21 protein-coding genes are annotated in these 20,972 nt (G+C 71.0%); 15 read left to right on the top strand and 6 right to left on the bottom strand.

The annotated features are described in order from the left end of the window. Nucleotides 1–5: 5 nt before the first annotated feature. Together FBY22_RS00860 and FBY22_RS00865 are read left to right on the top strand one after the other, a co-directional pair. Entirely contained in the window at nt 6–1,352 is a 1,347-nt protein-coding gene (locus tag FBY22_RS00860; RefSeq protein ID WP_142141964.1) for an endo-1,4-beta-xylanase, read from the top strand. Between the two features lie 83 nt (nt 1,353–1,435). Beyond that, nucleotides 1,436–2,491, top strand: a complete 1,056-nt coding sequence (locus FBY22_RS00865; protein WP_142141965.1) for an LCP family protein — start codon at nt 1,436–1,438, stop codon at nt 2,489–2,491. Here the strand turns inward: FBY22_RS00865 and FBY22_RS00870 are convergent. Further along, nucleotides 2,415–3,071: a hypothetical protein gene (locus FBY22_RS00870; protein WP_142141966.1), complete on the bottom strand. Its 657-nt coding sequence runs from the start codon at nt 3,069–3,071 to the stop codon at nt 2,415–2,417. The genes FBY22_RS00865 and FBY22_RS00870 overlap by 77 nt on opposite strands. 192 nt (nt 3,072–3,263) lie before the next feature. On the opposite strand from FBY22_RS00870, the gene FBY22_RS00875 reads away from it, so the two are divergent. The 6 genes from FBY22_RS00875 (at nt 3,264) to FBY22_RS00900 (ending at nt 10,316) form a co-directional block, all read left to right on the top strand. Continuing rightward, a complete protein-coding gene (locus FBY22_RS00875) occupies nt 3,264–4,625 on the top strand; it encodes an FG-GAP and VCBS repeat-containing protein (RefSeq protein ID WP_260844677.1) in 1,362 nt (453 codons plus the stop codon). A gap of 241 nt (nt 4,626–4,866) precedes the next feature. Beyond that, nucleotides 4,867–5,724: a hypothetical protein gene (locus FBY22_RS00880; protein ID WP_142141968.1), complete on the top strand. Its 858-nt coding sequence runs from the start codon at nt 4,867–4,869 to the stop codon at nt 5,722–5,724. Between the two features lie 59 nt (nt 5,725–5,783). Continuing rightward, on the top strand, nt 5,784–6,362 hold the full coding sequence (locus tag FBY22_RS00885) for a Uma2 family endonuclease (RefSeq protein ID WP_142141969.1): 579 nt from the start codon (nt 5,784–5,786) through the stop codon (nt 6,360–6,362). Between the two features lie 132 nt (nt 6,363–6,494). Next, nucleotides 6,495–6,851 carry a YciI family protein gene (locus FBY22_RS00890; protein ID WP_142141970.1) on the top strand — a complete coding sequence of 119 codons (357 nt, stop codon included), beginning with the start codon at nt 6,495–6,497 and terminating at the stop codon, nt 6,849–6,851. A 55-nt stretch (nt 6,852–6,906) separates the two neighbouring features. Then, complete coding sequence (locus tag FBY22_RS00895) at nt 6,907–8,169, top strand: RNA polymerase sigma factor (RefSeq protein ID WP_142141971.1); 1,263 nt, start codon at nt 6,907–6,909, stop codon at nt 8,167–8,169. 101 nt (nt 8,170–8,270) lie between these two features. Next, entirely contained in the window at nt 8,271–10,316 is a 2,046-nt protein-coding gene (locus FBY22_RS00900) for a cell wall-binding repeat-containing protein (protein ID WP_260844678.1), read from the top strand. A 5-nt stretch (nt 10,317–10,321) separates the two neighbouring features. Here the strand turns inward: FBY22_RS00900 and FBY22_RS00905 are convergent, their stop codons facing one another. After that, a complete protein-coding gene (locus FBY22_RS00905; protein WP_142141973.1) occupies nt 10,322–11,593 on the bottom strand; it encodes a THUMP-like domain-containing protein in 1,272 nt (423 codons plus the stop codon). Here FBY22_RS00905 and FBY22_RS00910 point away from each other — a divergent pair. Both FBY22_RS00910 and FBY22_RS00915 read left to right on the top strand, forming a co-directional pair. Beyond that, nucleotides 11,576–12,523, top strand: coding sequence for a polysaccharide deacetylase family protein (locus FBY22_RS00910; RefSeq protein ID WP_142141974.1), 948 nt, complete (start codon nt 11,576–11,578; stop codon nt 12,521–12,523). The two genes, FBY22_RS00905 and FBY22_RS00910, sit on opposite strands and share 18 nt — an antisense overlap. After that, nucleotides 12,520–13,326, top strand: coding sequence for a polysaccharide deacetylase family protein (locus FBY22_RS00915; RefSeq protein ID WP_142141975.1), 807 nt, complete (start codon nt 12,520–12,522; stop codon nt 13,324–13,326). Before FBY22_RS00910 ends, FBY22_RS00915 begins: the two co-directional genes overlap by 4 nt. Here the strand turns inward: FBY22_RS00915 and FBY22_RS00920 are convergent. Further along, nucleotides 13,317–13,574, bottom strand: coding sequence for a hypothetical protein (locus FBY22_RS00920; protein ID WP_142141976.1), 258 nt, complete (start codon nt 13,572–13,574; stop codon nt 13,317–13,319). The genes FBY22_RS00915 and FBY22_RS00920 overlap by 10 nt on opposite strands. Nucleotides 13,575–13,836: 262 nt before the next feature. Between FBY22_RS00920 and groES the strand changes: the two genes are divergently transcribed. Next, on the top strand, nt 13,837–14,145 hold the full coding sequence (gene groES, locus FBY22_RS00925) for a co-chaperone GroES (protein ID WP_055493212.1): 309 nt from the start codon (nt 13,837–13,839) through the stop codon (nt 14,143–14,145). A gap of 117 nt (nt 14,146–14,262) precedes the next feature. Further along, nucleotides 14,263–15,888 (top strand): chaperonin GroEL, encoded by a 1,626-nt coding sequence (gene groL, locus FBY22_RS00930; RefSeq protein ID WP_142141977.1) that lies wholly within the window; start codon nt 14,263–14,265, stop codon nt 15,886–15,888. 54 nt (nt 15,889–15,942) lie between these two features. On the opposite strand, the gene FBY22_RS00940 is transcribed toward groL, so the two are convergent. Together FBY22_RS00940 and FBY22_RS00945 are read right to left on the bottom strand one after the other, a co-directional pair. Continuing rightward, the gene (locus FBY22_RS00940) at nt 15,943–16,650 is read right to left on the bottom strand and encodes an ester cyclase (RefSeq protein WP_142141978.1); all 708 of its coding nucleotides are present in this window, start codon (nt 16,648–16,650) and stop codon (nt 15,943–15,945) included. A 75-nt stretch (nt 16,651–16,725) separates the two neighbouring features. Further along, nucleotides 16,726–17,499 carry an SDR family oxidoreductase gene (locus FBY22_RS00945; protein ID WP_142141979.1) on the bottom strand — a complete coding sequence of 258 codons (774 nt, stop codon included), beginning with the start codon at nt 17,497–17,499 and terminating at the stop codon, nt 16,726–16,728. Nucleotides 17,500–17,678: 179 nt separating this feature from the next. On the opposite strand from FBY22_RS00945, the gene FBY22_RS00950 reads away from it, so the two are divergent. Continuing rightward, complete coding sequence (locus tag FBY22_RS00950) at nt 17,679–18,578, top strand: LysR family transcriptional regulator (protein WP_142141980.1); 900 nt, start codon at nt 17,679–17,681, stop codon at nt 18,576–18,578. A gap of 157 nt (nt 18,579–18,735) precedes the next feature. Here FBY22_RS00950 and FBY22_RS00955 read toward each other — a convergent pair whose 3' ends face one another. Beyond that, entirely contained in the window at nt 18,736–19,065 is a 330-nt protein-coding gene (locus FBY22_RS00955) for a WhiB family transcriptional regulator (protein WP_142141981.1), read from the bottom strand. 381 nt (nt 19,066–19,446) lie between these two features. On the opposite strand from FBY22_RS00955, the gene FBY22_RS00960 reads away from it, so the two are divergent. Both FBY22_RS00960 and FBY22_RS00965 read left to right on the top strand, forming a co-directional pair. Then, nucleotides 19,447–20,058: a response regulator transcription factor gene (locus FBY22_RS00960; RefSeq protein WP_003948568.1), complete on the top strand. Its 612-nt coding sequence runs from the start codon at nt 19,447–19,449 to the stop codon at nt 20,056–20,058. Nucleotides 20,059–20,360: 302 nt separating this feature from the next. After that, complete coding sequence (locus FBY22_RS00965) at nt 20,361–20,948, top strand: sigma-70 family RNA polymerase sigma factor (RefSeq protein WP_142141982.1); 588 nt, start codon at nt 20,361–20,363, stop codon at nt 20,946–20,948. Nucleotides 20,949–20,972: the final 24 nt, after the last annotated feature.

A 20,972-nucleotide genomic window follows, 5' to 3' on the forward strand; every position in this document is an offset into this window, starting at 1 on the left:
GCAAAATGAGATCTCTGAGAACTGGCTTATCCCTGGCGGCAGTTGCCGGCAGCCTCGCTCTGCTGTTCACCGCGCCCGCGGCCCACGCCGCCGACACGCCCCTGCGCGACCTGGCCGCCGCCAAGGGCAAGGTCATCGGCACGGCCGTCACCGGCTCCAAGCTCACCGGTACCTACGGCGACCTCGCGGGGGCCCAGTTCAACTCACTCACCCCCGGCAACGCCATGAAGTGGGGCTCCGTCGAGCCCAGCCAGGGCAGCTTCAACTGGACCGAGGCCGACCAGATCGTGGCCTTCGCGCAGGCCCATGACCAGCAGGTGCGCGGCCACACCCTGGTCTGGCACAACCAGAACCCGAGCTGGCTGACGAACGGCAGCTGGACGTCCGCCCAGCTCGGCAGCCTCCTGCAGAACCACATCAGCACGGAGGTGGGCCGGTACAAGGGCAGGATCACGGCCTGGGACGTGGTCAACGAGCCCTTCAACGAGGACGGCACCTACCGCTCCGACATCTGGTACGACGGCCTCGGCGCCGACTACATCGCCAACGCCCTGACCTGGGCGCACACCGCCGACCCGGCCGCGAAGCTGTACATCAACGACTACAACGTCGAAGGCGTCAACGCCAAGAGCACCGCCCTGTACAACCTGGTGAAGGACCTCAAGGGCCGGGGCGTGCCGATCGACGGAGTCGGCCTCCAGGCGCACCTGATCGTCGGCCAGGTCCCCGCCACGCTGCAGCAGAACATCCAGCGCTTCACCGACCTCGGCGTCGACGTGGCGATCACCGAGCTGGACGTGCGGATGGCCCTTCCGGCCGACAGCGCGAAACTCGCCCAGCAGGCGGCCGACTTCAAGTCGGTCGTGGCCGCCTGCGTCGCCGTGACGCGCTGCGCCGGCGTCACCGTCTGGGGCTTCGCCGACTCCGACTCCTGGGTGCCGGGCACGTTCCCGGGGTACGGGGCGGCGACGCCGTACGACGACAACTACGCGCCGAAACCGGCGTACTACGCCATCGTCGAGGCCCTCGGCGGTACGACGACCACCCCGCCGCCCTCGGGCGCCTGCTCGGCGACGTACAGCGTGCAGAGCCAGTGGAACACCGGGTTCACGGGCCAGGTGACGGTCTCCTGCTCGGGCGCCTCCCTCTCCTCATGGAAGGCGAACTGGACGTTCGGCGCGGGTCAGCGGATCACGCAGGCCTGGAACGCGACCTGCACCCAGAGCGGCTCGTCGGTCAGTTGCGCCAACGCCTCGTACAACGGCTCCGTGCCGGACGGCGGTTCGGTGACCTTCGGGTTCAACGGGTCGTGGAGCGGGAGCAATCCCGTACCGGCCGTGACGCTGGGCTGAGAAATCTGAGATTCTCCGAAGAAAACCGTCTGACGGGGTCGCTGCTAACAATCTCCTAATAATTCGGACTTACGTTCCTGCCCGTGACGGGACACGTGGAGAGTGGCGGCGCGGGCAGACCCAAGGGCCGGCGATCGACCGTACTGAAGATCGCCGGCCTCGCGGCGGCGGGCCTGCTGGTGCTCGGCGCGGGGGCGGCCGGACTGGCGTACTGGCACCTCGACAACAACATCCAAAGCGTCGACATCAACCAGGCGCTCGGCGACGACCGCCCGGCGAAGGCGGTGACGACCGCGTCGGCCTCCGCCTCCGCCTCGGCCTCCCCGCTGCCCTCCGGCTCCCTCAACATCCTCGTGCTGGGGTCGGACTCGCGCAGCGGCAAGGAGAACAAGACGCTCGGCGGGGGCAGCAGCTCCGGCGCCCGGTCCGACACGGCGATGGTCGTGCACATCGACGCGGGCCGGAAGAAGGCGACCGTCGTCAGCATCCCGCGCGACACGCTGGTGACGCGTCCGTCGTGCCCGCTGACGACGGGCGGTTCGACGGCGGTGGCGTACGACGCGATGTTCAACAGCGCGTACTCGGTGGGCGGTCCGGTCTGCGCGGTGAAGACGGTCGAGTCGATCACCGGCATCCGCATGGACCACTACGTCGAGATCGACTTCTCGGGGTTCGCGAAGCTGGTGAACGCACTCGGCGGCGTCACCGTCACCACCGACGAGGACATCGACGACGACGACAGCCATCTGCGCCTCGCGGCCGGCACCCACCACCTGAACGGCAGCCAGGCCCTGGCGCTCGCCCGCACCCGGCACGGCATAGGCGACGGCAGCGACCTGGGCCGCATAGGCCTGCAGCAGAAGCTGGTGAAGGCACTGCTGGACCAGATCGCCTCGACGAGCCTGTTCACCAGCCCCGCCAAGCTCTACGACGTCGCCGACGCCGTCACCGGCAGCCTGACCACCGACACCGGCCTGGACTCGCTGAGCGAACTGGTGGACCTGGGCAGGAGCCTGAGAGGCCTGTCCTCGGCCCACGTCAGAACGGTGATGATGCCGGTGGTCACGGCCCCGTCGGACCCCAACCGGGTGGTGGCGAGGGAACCGGGGGCCGGGCAGTTGTGGAAGTCGCTGCGGTGAGGGGCGGCGCCTGAAGAAGATCCCGCAGCCTCTCCTCGCCGATGTTCCTCACCGCGTCGCCGACGACCTCGGTGACGTCGTTCGCCAGCGTGAGGGGTGCGGGACCCAGCAGGTACTGACCCACCTTGATGGCCGCCTCGATCCCCTTGCCGCCGTGTCGTGCGGCGCGCCGGGCGTCCGGCAGGGAGATGTAGGAGGCGGCTTCCAGCCCGAGGGCGACGGCCTTCTCCTCGCCGGCCGCCGCGACGCCCTCGCGGAGCGTCCCGGGCGGGAAATGGTGCGCCCGCAGGTCCCGAACCAGGGCCTCGGCCTCGTCGAGGAGGTTGCCGTGCGCCAGGCGGTACGTCTCCCGGTCCGCCGTCGTGGGGGCCCGCAGTTCGGTCGTGTACTCGTCGTACGAGAACCGGTAGGCCCTGCGGTTCGCCAGGAACGCCTCCCCCTGTGCCGCCGCGGCGAGGTGGACGAGATCCTCGATGACGCCCGCGACCTTCGGCGGCACGGCCTCGGCGTCGTGCCGCTGATCGCGGGCCTCTCGCAGGGACCGCCTCAACTGCTCGTGCCATTTGCCCAGTTCACTCATCGCTGCGCTCCCCTCGGGCGATGACAGACCTTGCGAACGTACTCAAGGGCAGCCCGGCCGGGCAGGGCGCACGGGGTGCGTACGGCTACAACCCCCGCGCCCCCTGACGAGTCTTCAGTCATGTCATCGCAACTAGGGGGTCTCCCGGTGTTTTCCCTTTCTCCGTCAGGCCGTTGGGCGGTACCGATCGTCGTGGGGCTGGTCGCGCTCGGCGTGGCGCCCCCGCAGGAGCCGAGCCGTGCCGAGGCGGCGACACCGGCGCCCGTGCGGAACGACTTCAACGGCGACGGTTACGCCGACCTCGCGATCGGGGCCCCGAAAGCCACCGTCTCGGGTCACGCCCGGGCCGGTTACGCGGCGGTCGTGTACGGCGGCCCGCACGGCCTGTCCGCCGCCCGGCGGACCGTCGTCAGCCGCTCCACGAGCGGAGTCCCGGGCGCCGCCGCCACCGACGAGGGCTTCGGCACGCAGCTCTCCCGCGGCGACCTCGACGGCGACGGCTACGCCGACCTGGTCGTCGGCAACCGTGCCGGGAAGACCGACGCGGTGATCCTCTGGGGCGGCCCGCACGGCCTGACCGGCGCCGGCGCGCGCTCCGTCCCCGCCACCAACACCCAGACCGGCGACTTCGACGGCGACGGCCGGCTCGACCTGGCCCTGTTCCGGACCCGCCCGGCGATGGGCGACGACCCTAACGGCAGTACCGCCAGCGTCTGGAAGGGTCCCTTCACCCGCTCCGGACGGCACGGCACCGAGACGCCCCTCGACGCCGACCACCTCAAGTACTACGACGTCCGGGACGGCGCGACGGGGGACGTGAACGGCGACGGCCGCGACGACCTGGCGCTGAGCGTCTACGAGGGCGACGGCAGCTACGGCACGAGGTTCTACACCGGCTCCGCCTCCGGCCTGGTCCCGCCGTCCACCCCCGACGCCGCCCCCGACACCGACGGCGGCCTCGCCTTCGGCGACCTCGACGGCGACGGCTACGACGACCTCGCCGTCGGCTCCGTGTACGACTCCGCGGTCACGGTGGCGTACGGCTCCGCCTCGGGCCTCGGGGCTCGCGACACCTGGAAGACGTTCACCGAGGACACCCCCGGCGTGCCGGGCACCGGCGACTCCGTCTTCCGCTTCGGCCAGGCCCTCTCGGCCGGTGACGTCAACGGCGACCACATCGACGACCTCGCCGTCGGCATCCCCGGCAAGGAACTCGGCTACGACGACAACGCGGGCGCCGTCGACGTCCTGTACGGCACCAGGTCCGGCCTCACCGGCAAGGGCGCCCAGTCCTTCACCCAGGACACCCCCGGCGTCCCGGGCAAGGCCGAACTCGCCGACACCTTCGGCGCGTCCGTCGCCCTCCTCGACATCAACGGCAACGGCTACGCCGACCTGGCGGCCGCGGCCGTCGGCGAGGACGGCGGCAATGGCGCGGTGTGGTCCCTGCGCGGCCGCCCGACCGGCATCGTGACGGACGCGGCCCTGGTCCTCGGCCCCAAGGCGATCGGCGCGCCGTACACGAAGGCGGCGTTCGGGGCCGAGCTCAAGTAGCCTCCGGCGACTTGAGCTCCGGGGCTCGGGATCCGAGACGCTTTTGCAAGGAATGGGCGGGTGGCTCGACCCGCCCACCTACCCGAAGTCGCCCTGCTGCCAGGCGAGATGACTTTTCGTGATCGAGTCGCGGCGTAGCGTTGCAAGCGTGTAGCGTGCGCCACGAAAGCATCGACCCCCGTGTGGTGTTAGCAGCACCGCGCGGGGGTCTGACCACAGATCGAAAAGGGTAGGTCGATCCATGGCTGTCTCCCAGCTTAGTGCTGCCCCGCGCCCGTCCGCGCACCCGAAGGCCAATCCCGGCTACGGAAAGAAGTCCGTCCCCGGCCAAGAGCCCCGCACCGGACGCGAGTTCGCTCATCTGCCCGCCCGCGAGGCATCGATCGCCGGGTACCTCGACCGGCTCGACGACGGGGCGGACATCTCCATCAAGACCCTGGCCAAGCACCTCCCGTACGGTCAGTGCGCCCTGGCCACCGCCCTCAACAAGCTGTCCGCCGCAGGGCATTTGCGCCGCGTGCGCCGACCCGTCACCGTCGACGGCAACCCGCGCTGGGTCTGGCACACCTTCTTCTCCCGCCCCGCCGGCGACGACGCCTGGTGGGACGCCTTCCTCGCCGGGGAGGCGCCGGTCACCGAGCCGTCGCCGGAAGCGGTGCGCTCGGCCGCGTACGGCGTGCTCGCCCGTCTCGGCCGCGTCGACCCCCGGCTGACGCTCTCGGCCAGTGAGTGCGGCGCACTGGAGGAGAGCGCGGCGCAATGGTTCGCGCGGGGCGCGAGCGAGGCGCAGTTCGTGCAGGCGCTGACCGCCGGACTACCCGAACGAGTGGCGCACGCCTACGGCTTCGTACGGGCCCGGCTCCTGGCGAAGCTCCCACCGGAGCCACTGCCGCAGTCGCCGCCGCCCGCTCGCTACGAGGTCGTCTGCACCGCCTGCGCCGAGCCCGCCGCCGAGGGCGCCTCATTGCGCGGCGGACTCTGCGAGGGCTGCCGGGGCGGACGGCCCGTCCTCGCCGCCGACCGGGTCCACGCCCACGCGGGACACCTGCGCGCCGCTCTGCGCGCCCGCCCCAGTACACAGAAAGGACCGGACGCATGACGACCTTGCAGCACGGGCCGCCCGCGGTCGGGGCAGGATGGAGGGGAGGAGGCGACGCCATGACCCCCAGCACTGCCGACCGGCCCCAGATGCTCGTCGAGGAGTTCGAGGAGCTCGCACGTCACGCGCCGGAATCCGCGCGCCTGGAGTTCCTGCACGGAAAGATCGGGGTCAAGCCCATGCCGGACGGCAACCACGGCGAGATCGTCGCCTGGCTTCTCAAGCGGTGCATGCAGCATCGACCTGAGCTGTTCCTCTATCCGGAACAGGGGCTGAAGGTCGAGGCATACCGAAAAGGGCGAGCGAAGCCGGACGGTGTCCTGGTGCCCGAGGGGTACTTCGTCGGCAAGGGCGAGTGGTCCGACCCCGCCGGCGTCCTCATGGTCGTCGAGGTCACCTCGCACGACTGGGACGCGGACAGGCGCGACCGAGTCGAGAAGCCGGACGGCTATGCGGCGGCCGGCATCCCCGTCTACCTCCTCGTCGACCGGGACCAGAACAGCGTGACCGTCCACGCGGATCCCGAGGGCGGCGCTTACCGATCCGTGACCACCCGGGCCTTCGGAACGGAGATCGAGTTGCCGGACCCGGTCGGGTTCACCCTGGACACGGCGATGCTCAAGGAGTTCGCCGACTGAGTCCACCTGCGGAAACGCGGCCCGGGAAAATCTCCGAAGAAAAATCCGCGAGCGTGTCGATTCCCCCGTCCCCCGATCGACGCCCTGGGTGAGAGGCCGGAAAGGAACCGGCCCCGGACCTCAGGAGTCACCATGCCCCGCTACCTCTCCCTCGTCCGCATCGACGAGTCCACCATGCCCGCCGAAGGCCCCAGCCCCGAGCTGATGCAGCGCATGGGCGAGCTGATCGAGGAGGTCACCAAGGCCGGCGTCATGCTCGACACCGCCGGTCTCACCCCGTCCGCGCAGGGCGCCCGCGTGCGCTGGGAAGGCGGGCAGATCTCCGTGACCGACGGGCCCTTCACGGAGTCCAAGGAGGTCATCGGCGGCTACGCGCTGATGCAGTGCAAGGACAGGGCCGAGGCGCTGGAGTGGGCGAAGAAGTTCCTGAAGGTGCACGAGGAGTACTGGACGGTCACCTGTGAGGTGCGGGAGATCGCCGAGGGCTGACGCCTCGCCGGTACCTGCTTGGCCCGGCGCCGCGCACGGTGTTCGATGGTGGGCTGTGACAGCGCAGCCCACCGCCGACCCCCGCCACGCCACCGAGACCGTCTTCCGTATCGAGTCCCCCCGGATCATCGCCGCCCTCACCCGTCTCGTCCGTGACGTCGGCATCGCCGAGGAACTCGCCCAGGACGCCCTGGTCGCCGCCCTGGAGCAGTGGCCCCGGGACGGGGTGCCCGACAACCCGGGCGCCTGGCTGATGGCGACCGCCCGCCACCGTGCCGTCGACCTCGTCCGCCGCCGCGAGAACTACGCCCGCAAGCTGCAGGAGATCGGCCGGAGCGTGGAGACCGCGGCACCGCCCGAGGAGCCCGCCGACCCCGACGACATCGACGACGACCTGCTCAGGCTCGTCTTCACGGCCTGCCACCCCGTGCTGTCCGCCGAGGCCCGCATCGCCCTCACCCTGCGGCTGCTGGGCGGCCTGACCACCGCCGAGATCGCCCGCGCGTTCCTGGTGCCCGAGCCGACCGTCGCCCAGCGCATCGTCCGCGCCAAACGCACCCTCGCCGCGAAGAACGTCGCCTTCGAGGTGCCGTACGGCCCCGAACGCGAGGCCCGGCTGGGGTCCGTCCTCGACGTCATCTACCTCATCTTCAACGAGGGGTACGCCGCCACCGCCGGCGACGACTGGCTGCGCCCCGCGCTGTGCGAGGACGCGCTGCGGCTGGCCCGCGTCCTCAGCTCGCTCATGCCCAAGGAACCCGAGGTGCACGCTCTGACCTCGCTGCTGGAGTTCCAGGCGTCCCGTGCCGCCGCCCGTACCGGTCCCGACGGCGAGCCGGTCCTCCTCAAGGACCAGAACCGCCGCCGCTGGAACCGCATGCTCATCGCGCGCGGCATCACTGCCCTGCACCGCGCCGAGGCCACGGCCACCGGCGCCCCGGGCCCGTACGCCCTGCAGGCGGCCATCGCCGCCTGCCACGCGCACGCGTACACCTACGATGAGACCGACTGGCGCAGCATCGCGACGCTGTACGGGCTGCTCGCCGCCCGAGCCCCGTCGCCCGTCGTCGAGCTCAACCGCGCGGTCGCCGTGTCGATGGCCGAGGGGCCGCGGCAGGGGCTCGCGATCGTCGACGCCCTCGCCGACGAGCCCGCCCTCGCCGGCTACCACCTGCTGCCCAGCGTGCGCGGCGACCTGCTCGCCCGGCTCGGGCGTACGGCGGAGGCGCGCGAGGAGTTCCTACGGGCCGCGGGGCTCGCGCGCAACGAGCGCGAGCGGGAGCTGCTGCTGGGGCGAGCGGCCACATGTGAAACGTAATCTTCTTCCCCCGAAACTCTGTTCCCATGCGTCCCCGTGGCATCTACAGTTACTCAGCCCCTGTGCGGGGCCTGTGCTGTGATCCATGGGGGGTCGACAACTTGAGACTGTTCACGCGCCGCCGTGCCGCGGCGCTCGCGACCGCGGCGGCGCTCGCCGCGATGGGCACCCTGGCGAGCGCTCCGGGCGCCGCCGCCGACGACGCCGGACCCTGGCCGGGCACCGAGGGCAAGATCCTCACCGACGGCCCGACGGTGGTCGATCCGGCCACCGGGACCGCCACCCAGGTGGGCACCCACATGGGCAGCTACGCGGCCTGGGCGCCGGACGGCAGCCGGATCGTCTCCGAATGGGGCCAGCTCGCCAGCGAACGGCCCGACGGCAGCTCGCGGTTCAGCCTGCCCTGGGCGACGGGCGTGCGCTCCAGCGCCGAGCAGAAGGACATCGCCTTCTGGTGGGGCGGCCGTTACGTCGTCTACTCCACCGGCGGCCAGATCGTCTACGGCCCCTCCGACGGCTCATGGGCCCCCGAGCCCCTGCTGTCCGCCACCCAGGAGCCGTCCACCGTCTGCGACGAGGACCCGACCGTCAGCCCGAGCGGCCTGATGGCCTTCTCCCGCCGCATCAACTACGGCTGCTACGACAACGACGGCGTCTGGGTCTACGACGGGTCCGCGAACACGGTCAAGCGCGTCATCGCCGACGCCGCGCAGCCCGCGTTCTCCCCGGACGGCACCAGGCTCGCCTTCGTCCGCAACGTGAACGGCGGCCTCAGTCAGCTGTTCACCGCCAACGCCGACGGCACCGACGTCAAGCAGATCACCACCGACGGCCGCGGCTACGCGAACCCGTCCTGGTCGCCGACCGGCACCCGGATCATCGCCGACGTCCACACCTCCGGCGACAGCTCCGACGTGCACACCACCGGGTACGTCGACGTGGCCACCGGCGCGACGACCGCGATTCCCGGCACGCCGAAGGGCAGCAATCCCAGCTGGCAGCCGCTGCGCAAGAACTCCGCCGGCCGCGTCTGGGGCTCGGACGTCTACGCCAGCAACATCGCCTCCTCGCGCTGGACCTGGAACACCTACGGCGGCACGAAGGTCCCGGGCCTGATGGACGCCAAGGCCGCCGTCCTGATCAACCGCGACGACTCGGCGTACTCGCTCACCGCGCCCGCCCTCGCAGGCAAGAAGCACGGCCCGGTCCTCGGCACCACCAGGAGCGGCCTGACGACCGCGGTGAAGAACGAGCTCAAGCGCACCCTGAAGCCGGGCTCGAACGTCTACCTCATCGGCGGCACGTCGATCCTGACCAGCACGGTCTCCTCGCAGGTCAGCTCGCTCGGCTTCACCCCGAAGCGGCTGTCCGGCACCGACCGCTACGCCACCTCGGTCGCCGTCGCCAAGTCGGTGACGAGCAGCCCGAAGTACGTCTTCCTGGCCACCGGCACCGACTACCACTCCGCGCTCGCGGCCGCCGCCGCGGCAGGCGCCGACGGCACGAGCAGCGCGGGCAGCGTCGTGCTCAACAACGGCAACTCGCTGACCTCGTCGGTGAAGTCGTACCTGAACAGCCTGAACCCGAACAACACCATGATCATCACGGTGGGTTCCTCGGCGAAGTACGCGCTGACGCACACGTACTTCTCCAACTGGCCGTCGACGTTCTCGTACTACCCGATCACGGCGTCGACGAACGAGGGCACCTCGGTCGCCATCGCCAAGTTCTGGTGGTCGGCGCCGAGCACGGCGGCGCTCGCGTACACCAACTCCTGGCGCGGCGGCGTCTCCGCGGGCGCGGCGATGAACGTCTTCGGCCCCGTCCTGTGGACCGCCAAGGACAGCCTCTCCAGCGAGGTCAAGAGCTACCTGCTGCGCGAGTCGGCGAGCACGAACTCCGTGATCGCGTTCGGCGGCACGGGTTCGGTCGCCAAGGCCGCGCTGGACACCGCGGGCGCCGCGATCAGCGCGAGCGCGAGCCAGTTCGTCTACAACCCGTACTACAACGGCGTCATCCCGACGACGTCCCTGCAGAGCACCTACGCGGCCCGTACCAACGGCGGGCAGCCGGACACCGTGGCCCGCACGGGCCCGCTCGGCTCGGACCCGCACCTGGGCTCGCTCAGGACGGTCCAGCACCAGTAGTCCGGCTAGGCGGCGGGGGCACCGATCAGCATGGTCGGCGCCCCCGCGACCCGCGTCAGGAACACCGTCGCCGAGTGCGGGCCGGACGGCTTGACCTTCCTGCGCAGTTCCTCCGGCTCCACCGCCGACCCGCGCTTCTTCACGGTCAGCGTCCCGACCCCGCGCTCGCGCAGCAGTGCCTTCAACTTCTTCACGTTGAAGGGGAGTTGGTCGGTGATCTCGTAGGCGGTGGCATACGGCGACTCGTGCCGCTCGTCCGAGGTGACATAGGCGATGGTCGGGTCGATCAGGCCGCCGCCCACCTCCTCGGCCACCTCGGCGACCAGGTGGGCGCGGATGACGGCGCCGTCGGGCTCGTACAAGTACCGCCCGACCGGCCGGACTTCGGGGTCGGGGAGGCCGCGGCCGAGCAGGGTGCGCGGCCCGGGCAGCAGGGTGGCCCGGACCGCCCCCGGCGCCGTCCCGAACCACAGCACCGCCTCCTTCACGTCCCCGCCGTCCGAGATCCACTCGGCTTCGGCGTCGGCCGGGACGGCCTCGTGCGGAATGCCGGGCGCGACCTTCAGCGCGGCGTGCGGTGCCGTGCGGGCCGCTTCGACGGCCCAGGACAGGGGCGGCGAGTAGGCCTCGGGGTCGAAGATGCGCCCCCGGCCGCCGCGCCGGGCGGGGTCGACGAACACGGCGTCCCAGCCCGTGGTGCCGACCTCCGTGACATCGGCCTCCCGCACCTCGATCAGGTCCGTCAGCCCCAGCGCCTCGGCGTTCGCCCGCGCCGCGGCCGCCGTCACCGGGTCCCGGTCCACGGCGAGGACCCTGATGCCCGCGCGGGCCAGCGCGATCGCGTCCCCGCCGATTCCGCAGCACAGGTCCGCGAGCGAGGTCACGCCCAGCGCCCGCAGCCGCCCGGCCCGGTACGCGGCGACGGCGGCCCGGGTCGACTGCTCGACGCCGTTGGGCGTGAAGAACATGCGCCCCGCGTCCTCCTGGCCGAACTTGGCCGCCGCCCGCTGCCGCAACCGGGCCTGGCCGAGCGCCGCCGACACCAGTTCGGCGGGGTGGTCGCGGCGCAGCCGGGTCGCCACGGCGAGTTCGTCGGCCGGGGCGGTGTCGCGCACCTCGTCGAGGAGGGCGCGGCCTTCGGGGGTGAGAAGGGGTGCGAGGTCGTTCACCGGCTCATTGTGGGCCAGCCGGGGGACGGTGTGCGTGCGGCCGAGGTGTCGGACGGGGTTGCGGGCCGGGGGCTGCGAAGATCCGGGCCCATGCGAGCAGTAGTACAAAATGACAAAAACAGGTCATCTTGTGGGGCGCGAGTCCGTGGCGGAATCGCTGTGCTCGCCGTCGCCGTCGCCGTCGCCGTCGCCGCCGTCGCCTCCGGCTGTGCGCAGGACGCGGGCCGGGAGGTACGCCCGGCCGCCGGCCAGCCCCGCCTGAAGTCGTCCGAGGCCCGCGCCCTGGACTCGTACGCCACGAAGCTGCGCACGGCCTACGCCGCGCGCGCCCGGGCGGCCAGGTACTGGGGGTTGAAGCAGGTGCCCCTGACGGCCCCGCCCCCGCCGCTGCACAAGCCGCACATCACCGCCCGCCGGGGCTTCGAGGTCGACGACCAGGAGGAGCTGGGCCTGCCGCCGGTGTTCACCACGGTCCCCACCCGGCAGAAGGTCGTCTTCCTCACCATCGACGACGGCGCCGAGAAGGACCGGGCGTTCCTGCGGATGATGAACCAGCTGAAGATCCCGTACTCCGCCTTCCTCAGCAACTTCCTGGTCAAGGACGACTACGCGTACTTCCGCGACATGCAGTCCAAGGGCGTCACCCTCAACAACCACACCCTCACCCACCCCTACCTGCCGGGGCTGTCGTACGCGCGGCAGAAGCGCGAGATCTGCGGCATGCAGGAAATCATGAAGAGGCAGTTCGGCAAGGCCCCGACCGTCTTCCGGCCGCCCTTCGGCAACTACAACCAGGACACCCTGCGCGCCGCGAAGTCCTGCGGCATCCGGTACGCGCCGATCTGGGACGAGGAGGTCTTCGTCGACCACTGGGAGTACCGGGAGGACGACCGGGACCTGCACCCCGGCGACATCGTGCTCACCCACTTCCGGGGCCGCGCCGAGTGGAAGGGCACCATGGTCGACGACATGCGGCGCTTCCTGAACAAGGTCACTGCCGAGGGGTACGCGGTGGCCCGCCTGGAGGACTACCTGTGAGGCGCCGGGGCCTGGTGACGGGCGTCCTGGCGCTGGTCCTGCTCACCGGCTGCGCCCCGTCCGTCGCGCCCATCGAACGGCTCGGTGAGAAGGCGGCCCAGCGGGTGCGGGCCGACGGCCCCTCGGGCGCCGCCGTACCGCCGTTCCGGCGCTGGGGCCTGCCGGAGCCGCTGGCCCGCCCCCCGAGACCGGCGCGCGCCCGGACGGCCCGCGCGGCGCGCCCCCTGCCCGTCGTCTCCCGCGTCGCCACCCGCGACAGGGTCGTCTTCCTCACCTACGACGACGGCGCCGAGCAGGACCCCCGCTTCGTCGACATGGTCCGTGAACTGCGCCTGCCGGTCAGCATGTTCCTCACCGACAGCGTCGTCGGACCGAGGTACGGCCACTTCGCCCGCCTGCGCTCGGCGGGCGCCGGCATCCAGAACCACACCCTCGACCACTCCGCCCTGCGCGGTCTGCCCTACGCGGGCCAGCGCGCCGAGATCTGCGGCCAGCAGGACAAGCTCCGCTCCCGCTTCGGCGTCCGCCCCCGCCTCTTCCGCCCGCCGTACGGCACCTACGACACCACCACCCTGCGCGCGGCGGCCGACTGCGGTGTCTCGGCGGTCGTGCTGTGGCGGGCGTCGATGGAGGCCGGGGAGCCGACGTTCGCCCGGGGCGAGCGCCGGCTGCGGGCGGGCGACATCGTCTCGGTGCCGTCGGGCGAGTCGGCCTTCCCGACCCTCGTCGAACGCACCCGAGGACTGCTGCGGGCGGCACAGGAACGCGGGCTGACGGTGGCACGGCTGGAGGACTACCTGTAGCCGAGCGCCACCGCGAGGAAGAACAGGGCCGCCAGTAACTGCCCCCCGCCGGTCACGGCGAACCCGTCCCGGAAGAAGAAGACGGCGGCCGCCAGGGCCACCACCGCCGCCCCGCCCAGCCACACCATCGCGCCCCACGCGTGCCCGTTCAGCGCCAGGGCGGCGGCGAACACCAGGCCGAAGGCGACTTCGGCCGGGAGGAGAACCACGAGCGCGCAGCCGTCGGACGACAGGGACCGGGAGGGCATGGGCCGACGGTACGCGTCCGGCACGGCGGCCGGCACCCTTCCGCGGCGCGCCGCTTCGACCGTCTCCCGGGGCCGACGCGCCGTCGGGATTAGCAGTCCGCTTGACCGAGTGCTAATCGCGGTCATAGTCTCGGCTCTGGCACTCCCCCCTGGAGAGTGCCAAACAAGCGACGGGCAGGTCCGGCACCCGCGACGACGGATCGACCTGGTCGCCACCTCAGACAGTTAACCCCGTGAGATCTCCGAAGGGGGAGGTCGGATCGTGACGACCGCCAGCTCCAAGGTTGCCATCAAGCCGCTCGAGGACCGCATTGTGGTCCAGCCGCTGGACGCCGAGCAGACCACGGCCTCTGGCCTGGTCATCCCGGACACCGCCAAGGAGAAGCCCCAGGAGGGCGTCGTCCTGGCCGTGGGCCCGGGCCGGTTCGAGAACGGCGAGCGCCTGCCGCTCGACGTCAAGACCGGCGACATCGTGCTGTACAGCAAGTACGGCGGCACCGAGGTGAAGTACAACGGCGAGGAGTACCTCGTCCTCTCGGCTCGCGACGTGCTCGCGATCATCGAGAAGTAGTACTGCCTCAGAGTTTTTCCGAACTGCGCCCCTGGCCCCCCGCGACCGATAAGAAGCCGGGCGCCCGGGGCGCAGTGTCTTTTTGAACCCACAGATTCCGAGAGGGCTCCCGCTGTCATGGCGAAGATCCTGAAGTTCGACGAGGACGCCCGTCGCGCCCTCGAGCGCGGCGTCAACAAGCTGGCCGACACGGTCAAGGTGACGATCGGTCCCAAGGGCCGCAACGTCGTCATCGACAAGAAGTTCGGCGCCCCGACCATCACCAACGACGGCGTCACCATCGCCCGCGAGGTCGAGATCGAGGACCCGTACGAGAACCTCGGCGCGCAGCTGGTGAAGGAGGTGGCGACCAAGACCAACGACATCGCTGGTGACGGCACCACCACCGCCACCGTGCTCGCCCAGGCGCTGGTACGCGAGGGCCTGAAGAACGTGGCCGCGGGTGCCTCCCCGGCGCTGCTGAAGAAGGGCATCGACGCGGCCGTCGCCGCGATCTCCGAGGAACTTCTCGCGACCGCCCGCCCGATCGACGAGAAGTCCGACATCGCCGCCGTGGCCGGCCTGTCCGCCCAGGACAGCCAGGTCGGCGAGCTCATCGCCGAGGCGATGGACAAGGTCGGCAAGGACGGTGTCATCACCGTCGAGGAGTCCAACACCTTCGGTCTGGAGCTGGACTTCACCGAGGGCATGGCCTTCGACAAGGGCTACCTGTCCCCGTACTTCGTCACCGACCAGGAGCGTATGGAGGCCGTCCTCGACGACCCGTACATCCTGATCAACCAGGGCAAGATCTCCTCGATCGCCGACCTGCTGCCGCTGCTGGAGAAGGTCATCCAGGCCGGCTCCTCCAAGCCGCTGCTGATCATCGCCGAGGACGTCGAGGGCGAGGCCCTGTCCACCCTGGTCGTCAACAAGATCCGCGGCACCTTCAACGCGGTCGCGGTCAAGGCCCCCGGCTTCGGTGACCGCCGCAAGGCGATGCTGCAGGACATGGCGGTCCTCACCGGCGCCACGGTCATCTCCGAGGAGGTCGGCCTCAAGCTCGACCAGGCCGGTCTGGACGTGCTGGGCTCCGCCCGCCGCGTGACCGTCACCAAGGACGACACGACCATCGTCGACGGCGCCGGCAACTCCGAGGACGTCGTCGGCCGCGTCAACCAGATCAAGGCCGAGATCGAGAACACCGACTCCGACTGGGACCGCGAGAAGCTCCAGGAGCGCCTCGCGAAGCTGGCCGGCGGCGTGTGCGTGATCAAGGTCGGCGCCGCCACCGAGGTGGAGCTGAAGGAGAAGAAGCACCGTCTGGAGGACGCCATCTCCGCGACCCGCGCCGCGGTCGAGGAGGGCATCGTCTCCGGTGGTGGCTCCGCTCTGGTCCACGCCGCCAAGGTGCTGGACGGCGGCCTCGGCCGCACCGGCGACGAGGCCACCGGTGTCGCCGTGGTCCGCCGCGCGGTCGTCGAGCCGCTGCGCTGGATCGCCGAGAACGCCGGCCTGGAGGGCTACGTCATCACCTCCAAGGTCGCCGACCTCGACAAGGGCCAGGGCTTCAACGCCGCCACCGGCGAGTACGGCGACCTGATCAAGGCCGGCGTCATTGACCCGGTCAAGGTCACCCGCTCCGCCCTGGAGAACGCCGCCTCCATCGCCTCCCTGCTCCTCACGACCGAGACCCTGGTCGTCGAGAAGAAGGAAGAGGAGGAGCCGGCGGCCGCGGGCCACGGCCACGGTCACTCCCACTGACCCAGGTCAGCACCGAGGCCCGGCACCCGATGGGTGCCGGGCCTTCGCGTTCCCCTACTGCTCCAGCGCGTCGAGCGCGCCCAGCTGCTCCATCAGCCCGAGCCGGTCGTACTGCCACCACCCCTCGGCGAGCTTCCCGTCCTCGTCGCAGCGGAAGACGGTCGTCCCGGTCATCACGACGCTCCGCCCGGTGGCCGGCAGCCCCATGAACTCACCGCTGTGGGTCCCGCGCCAGGTCCACCGGGTGCACACCCGGTCTCCCTGCGAGATCTGGTCCTCGATGTCGAAGGTGTAGTCGAACCCGGCGCGCCACATCCGGATGTCCCGCCGCATGGCGTCCATGCCCAGGGTGTCCTGCTCCTTGCCGGGATCGTGGTCGTGATAGTTCTCGGCGACCAGTTCGTCGAGCGCCGGCAGCTCCCCCTTCTGCGCGATCCTTTCGAAGAACCGCCGCACGTTCACCGCGTGCAACTGGTCGTCCCGCACCACGTCCAGGTCCGTGAAGGTCGGCATCTCGTCGCAGAGGGCCACCATCTCCCGGAAGATCCTGTCCGTCTCGGGCAGGCCGGAGTTGCGCATCGCCTCCTCGTACGACGGGAACTCCACGATCTCGATGAAGTGCGAGGCGTCGGAGTGGTCCTTGCCGACCACCGCGTGCGTCGCCGTGCGCTTCCCCTTGGTCTGCTCGACCCATGTGTTCATCAGCCGGTCGATGTCGTCGAAGTGGCTGGTCCTGCAGTCGATGATCTGAACGAAAGTCATGGCACCATCGCCTCCGGCCCCCCTGGATCCGGTCGTACCGGACCATTTTCCCACCGGAGCGCGCCGGTGCCTCGTTCACTGAGGCCCGTACTTGCGCCCGGTCCGTGAGGTGATCCCGCCCAGCAGCGCCCGCGGGGTGACCTTCACGAGCCCCATCAGCGCCTTGTACCGGGGGTCGGGGATCGACAACGACTTCCCCCGCGCCAGATCGCCCAGCGCCGACGCCACCAGCTTGTCCGCGTCGAGCCACATCCAGCCGGGGATGTTGTCGGTGCCCATCCCGGCCCGCTGGTGGAACTCCGTGCGCACGAAGCCCGGGCACAGCGCCATCAGCCGGACCCCGCTGCCCGCGAGGTCCTTCGCCGCCCCCTGGGTGAACTGCACGACCCACGCCTTGGACGCCCCGTACGTGCCGCGCGGCACGAAGGCGGCCACGGAGGCGACGTTGACGACCCCGCCGCGCCCCCGCTCCCGCATCGCCTCGGTCGCCGCCGACGTCAGTCGCAGGACCGCCTCGCAGTGGACCTTGAGCATCTTCAGCTCGTCGGCCATGGAGACGTCGAGGTAGCGGCCCTTGTTGCCGAAGCCGGCGTTGTTGACCAGCAGGTCGACGGGGTTATTCCTGTCGGCGAGGCGGGCGGCGACCGTTTCGATGCCGTCGTCCGTCGCGAGGTCGGCCGTGAGGACCTCGGCCTCGATGCCGTGCCGGTCGTGCAGCTCGGTCGCCTGCTCCCGCAGCCGCTTGGTGTCGCGCGCGACGAGCACCAGGTTGTGCCCGTCACCCGCCAGCCGCCGTGCGAAGGCCGCGCCGATGCCCGCGGTCGATCCCGTAATCAGAGCCGTTGTCATGGCCCAAGGGTAGTTACCCGGACCCGGCTATTCCGATCTCCGCCGGGTCTCGACGACGTCTCAGGAGCCATACGCCGCCCGGCACTTCCGCACCGACTCCTGCGGACACGGGCGGGAGACACTCAAAGCGGTGACGCATCAATCGGCACCGGGTAAAAGGATCTCTTATCCTTGACGGTGTGATCGAAGCCCGACATCTGCGCGTGCTGCGCGCCGTCGCCACCACCGGCTCCTTCTCCGCGGCTGGGCGCGAACTGGGCTGCACCCAGCCCGCTGTCAGCCAGCAGATGAAGGCCCTGGAGTCATCCGTCGGCACCCCGCTGCTCGTGCGCAGCGGGCGGGAGATGCGGCTGACCCAGGCGGGCGAGGCGCTCGTGCGGCACGCCAACGGCATCCTGGCCGGGCTCACCGCCGCCGAGGAGGAGGTGGCCGCCATCGCCGGACTGCGGGCGGGGCGCGTCCGGCTCGTGTCGTTCCCCAGCGGCAGCTCCACCCTCGTACCGGCCGCCCTCGCCGCCCTGCGCGCCGCCCATCCCGGCACCCGCGTCTTCCTGGAGGAGGCCGAACCGCCCGCGTCCGTGGAGATGCTGCGCGAGGGCGAGTGCGACGTGGCGCTCGCCTTCCGCTACGAGGGCGCGGCGGGCGCCGAGGAGTGGGACGACCTCGTCGTACGGCCGCTGCTGACCGACCGGCTCGTCGGACTGGTGCCGGAGCGGCACCGGCTCGCGGGGGCGGGTTCCGTCGGCATCGGGGAGCTGGCCGAGGAGCCCTGGATCGCCGGATGCCCGCGCTGCCGGGGGCAGTTGGTGGAGGTGTGCGAGGGGGCCGGCTTCACCCCCCGGATCGACTTCGCCACCGACGACTATCCGGCCGTCGTGGGCCTCGTCGGCGCCGGCCTGGGCGTCGCCGTCCTGCCGCAGCTCGCCCTGGAGTCCGTACGGCCGCGCCACGCGCGCGTGCTCACGCTCCGGCCGGCGGTGCGGCGCGAGATCGTGGCGCTGACCCTGCCCGACCTGGCCCAGGTGCCGGCGGTGGCGGCGACGCTGGAGCAGCTCGGGCGCGCGGCGGCCCGGCAGTAGGGAGGAGCCGCCGGGTGCCGGACGGGCGGGAGAGAGCCGGCCACGGCCGGGAAAGGGCCGGCCACGGCCGCGAAAAAGAAGGGCACGCGTACGTGCCCTTCTCGTCGGGAGCTCGGGGTCCGGGAGCTCGGTACCGCGGAATCGCAAAAACGTTCCTTCAGTTGTTCGAGACGCTGTCCCCGCTGCCGGCCATCGCCGAGACCAGCCGGTTCCGGGCCCGTCCCATCAGTTCTTCGCGCTCGTCCTCGGTCAGGCCGCCCCACACGCCGTACGGCTCCCTCACCGCCAGCGCGTGCGCCGCGCACTGCGCGCGCACCGGGCACCTCATGCAGACCTCCTTGGCCGAGTTCTCGCGAGCGCTCCGGGCCGCGCCTCGCTCGCCCTCCGGATGAAAGAAGAGCGAGCTGTCCACCCCGCGACAGGCGGCCAGGAGCTGCCAGTCCCACAGGTCCGCGTTCGGTCCGGGAAGGCGGGAGAAATCTGCCATTACGTGACCCCTTGTAGCCGTACTGAGCGGATACGGTGCCGACGACCGTGTAACTACGATCTAAGGAGATGAAAATATGACTCATTGCGAATCTAGCCTCAGACACCAGTAGATGGGAAGAAAAGGGGCCGAATGGGGCACCGGTTGTGATGAAACGTTGTGGGTCAGCCCCGCATGTCTGCACCGTGTCCGTGCCCTCACGTAGAGTGCCGAAGATGGCACACAGCCCCGTAACTCTTTCGAGTGACCGTCGTTGAGAGTGCGGTGGCGGTTGACGCAACAAGCGCTCGGGCGGGCGTCCGGGACGGTCGACCGCACAGGTGACGATTTCGTACCAGCCTGGAGGCTCAAGGTGACGTGCATCAGCTGCGGAGGGCGGCCATGACATCCGTCCTCGTCTGCGACGACTCCCCGCTTGCCCGAGAGGCGCTGCGCCGCGCGGTCGCGACCGTACCCGGCGTCGAGCGCGTGACGACCGCGGCCAACGGCGAGGAAGTCCTCCGCCGCTGGGGCGCGGACCGTTCGGACCTGATTCTGATGGACGTACGCATGCCCGGTCTGGGCGGCGTCGAGACCGTGCGCCGGCTGCTGTCGGCCGACCCCGGCGCGCGCATCATCATGCTGACCGTCGCCGAGGACCTGGACGGCGTGGCGCTCGCGGTCGCCGCCGGAGCGCGCGGCTACCTCCACAAGGACGCCTCGCGCGCGGAGTTGCGCGCGACCGTGACCCAGGCGCTCGCGGACCCGACCTGGCGGCTCGCCCCGCGGCGGCTGCGGTCCGCCGAGATGGGCGCGGCGCCGACGCTCACAGCGCGTGAGATCCAGGTGCTCGAAGGCATGAGCCACGGGCGGTCCAACGCGGAGATCGGGCGGGAGCTCTTCCTCTCCGAGGACACCGTGAAGACGCACGCGCGACGGCTGTTCAAGAAGCTGGGTGCGTCGGACCGGGCGCATGCGGTGGCGCTCGGCTTCCGGTGGGGTCTGGTTCGTTAGGCCCACCGGGGTGCCGCCTTCTGCCGCCTGGCGGCTGCGGGTTCGTTGTGGCTGGTCGCGCAGTTCCCCGCGCCCCTGAGGGGGCGCGGTTGCAGGGGTGGTCAAGCAGTCCCCTTGGTACCCGCTGCTCGTTTCGGCGCGGATGCCGCATCCTTGGAGATGTGGAGTCTCTCGGGGACGAGTCGGTCGAGCGGAAGGGGAGGGCGCAGGGGATGAGTGCCGGCGCACCTGCTCATAACGCTTCAGTGCACAACATCGGGCGTGGCGCCACGGATCCGACGGCCACAGGGCACCATGGACCGATGCGCGACGACGAGGCGGTCCAAGCCGCAGGGGCGATCGGGCCACTCGTCCATCGCGCCGTAGACGGGGACGAGCAGGCCACGCACGACCTGCTCGCCCATGTCCACCCGCTGGCGCTGCGGTACTGCCGCACCCGTCTGTCCCGCCTTCCGGGCGACGCGCGCCACTTCGTCGAGGACCTCGCACAGGAGGTCTGCGTCGCCGTCCTGCTCGCGCTCCCGCGCTACCGGGACACCGGGCGGCCCTTCGAGGCGTTCGTCTTCGCCATCGCCGCGCACAAGGTCGCCGACCTGCAGCGGGCGGCGATGCGGCATCCGGGCTCGACGGCGGTCCCGTCCGACGAGATGCCCGAGCGGCCGGACGACTCACTGGGCCCGGAAGAGCGCGCGCTGCTCAGCAGCGACGCCGAATGGGCCAAGAAACTGCTGGCCAACCTGCCGGAGAACCAGCGGGAGCTGTTGCTGCTGCGCATCGCGGTGGGCCTCACGGCCGAGGAGACCGGCCAGATGTTGGGAATGTCACCCGGAGCGGTCCGGGTGGCGCAGCACCGGGCCCTGAGCCGCCTCAGGGCACTGGCGGAACAGTAGTTTCCGGGCGGTCGACGCCTTCTT

This window comes from Streptomyces sp. SLBN-31 (assembly GCF_006715395.1).
Taxonomy (GTDB): domain Bacteria; phylum Actinomycetota; class Actinomycetes; order Streptomycetales; family Streptomycetaceae; genus Streptomyces.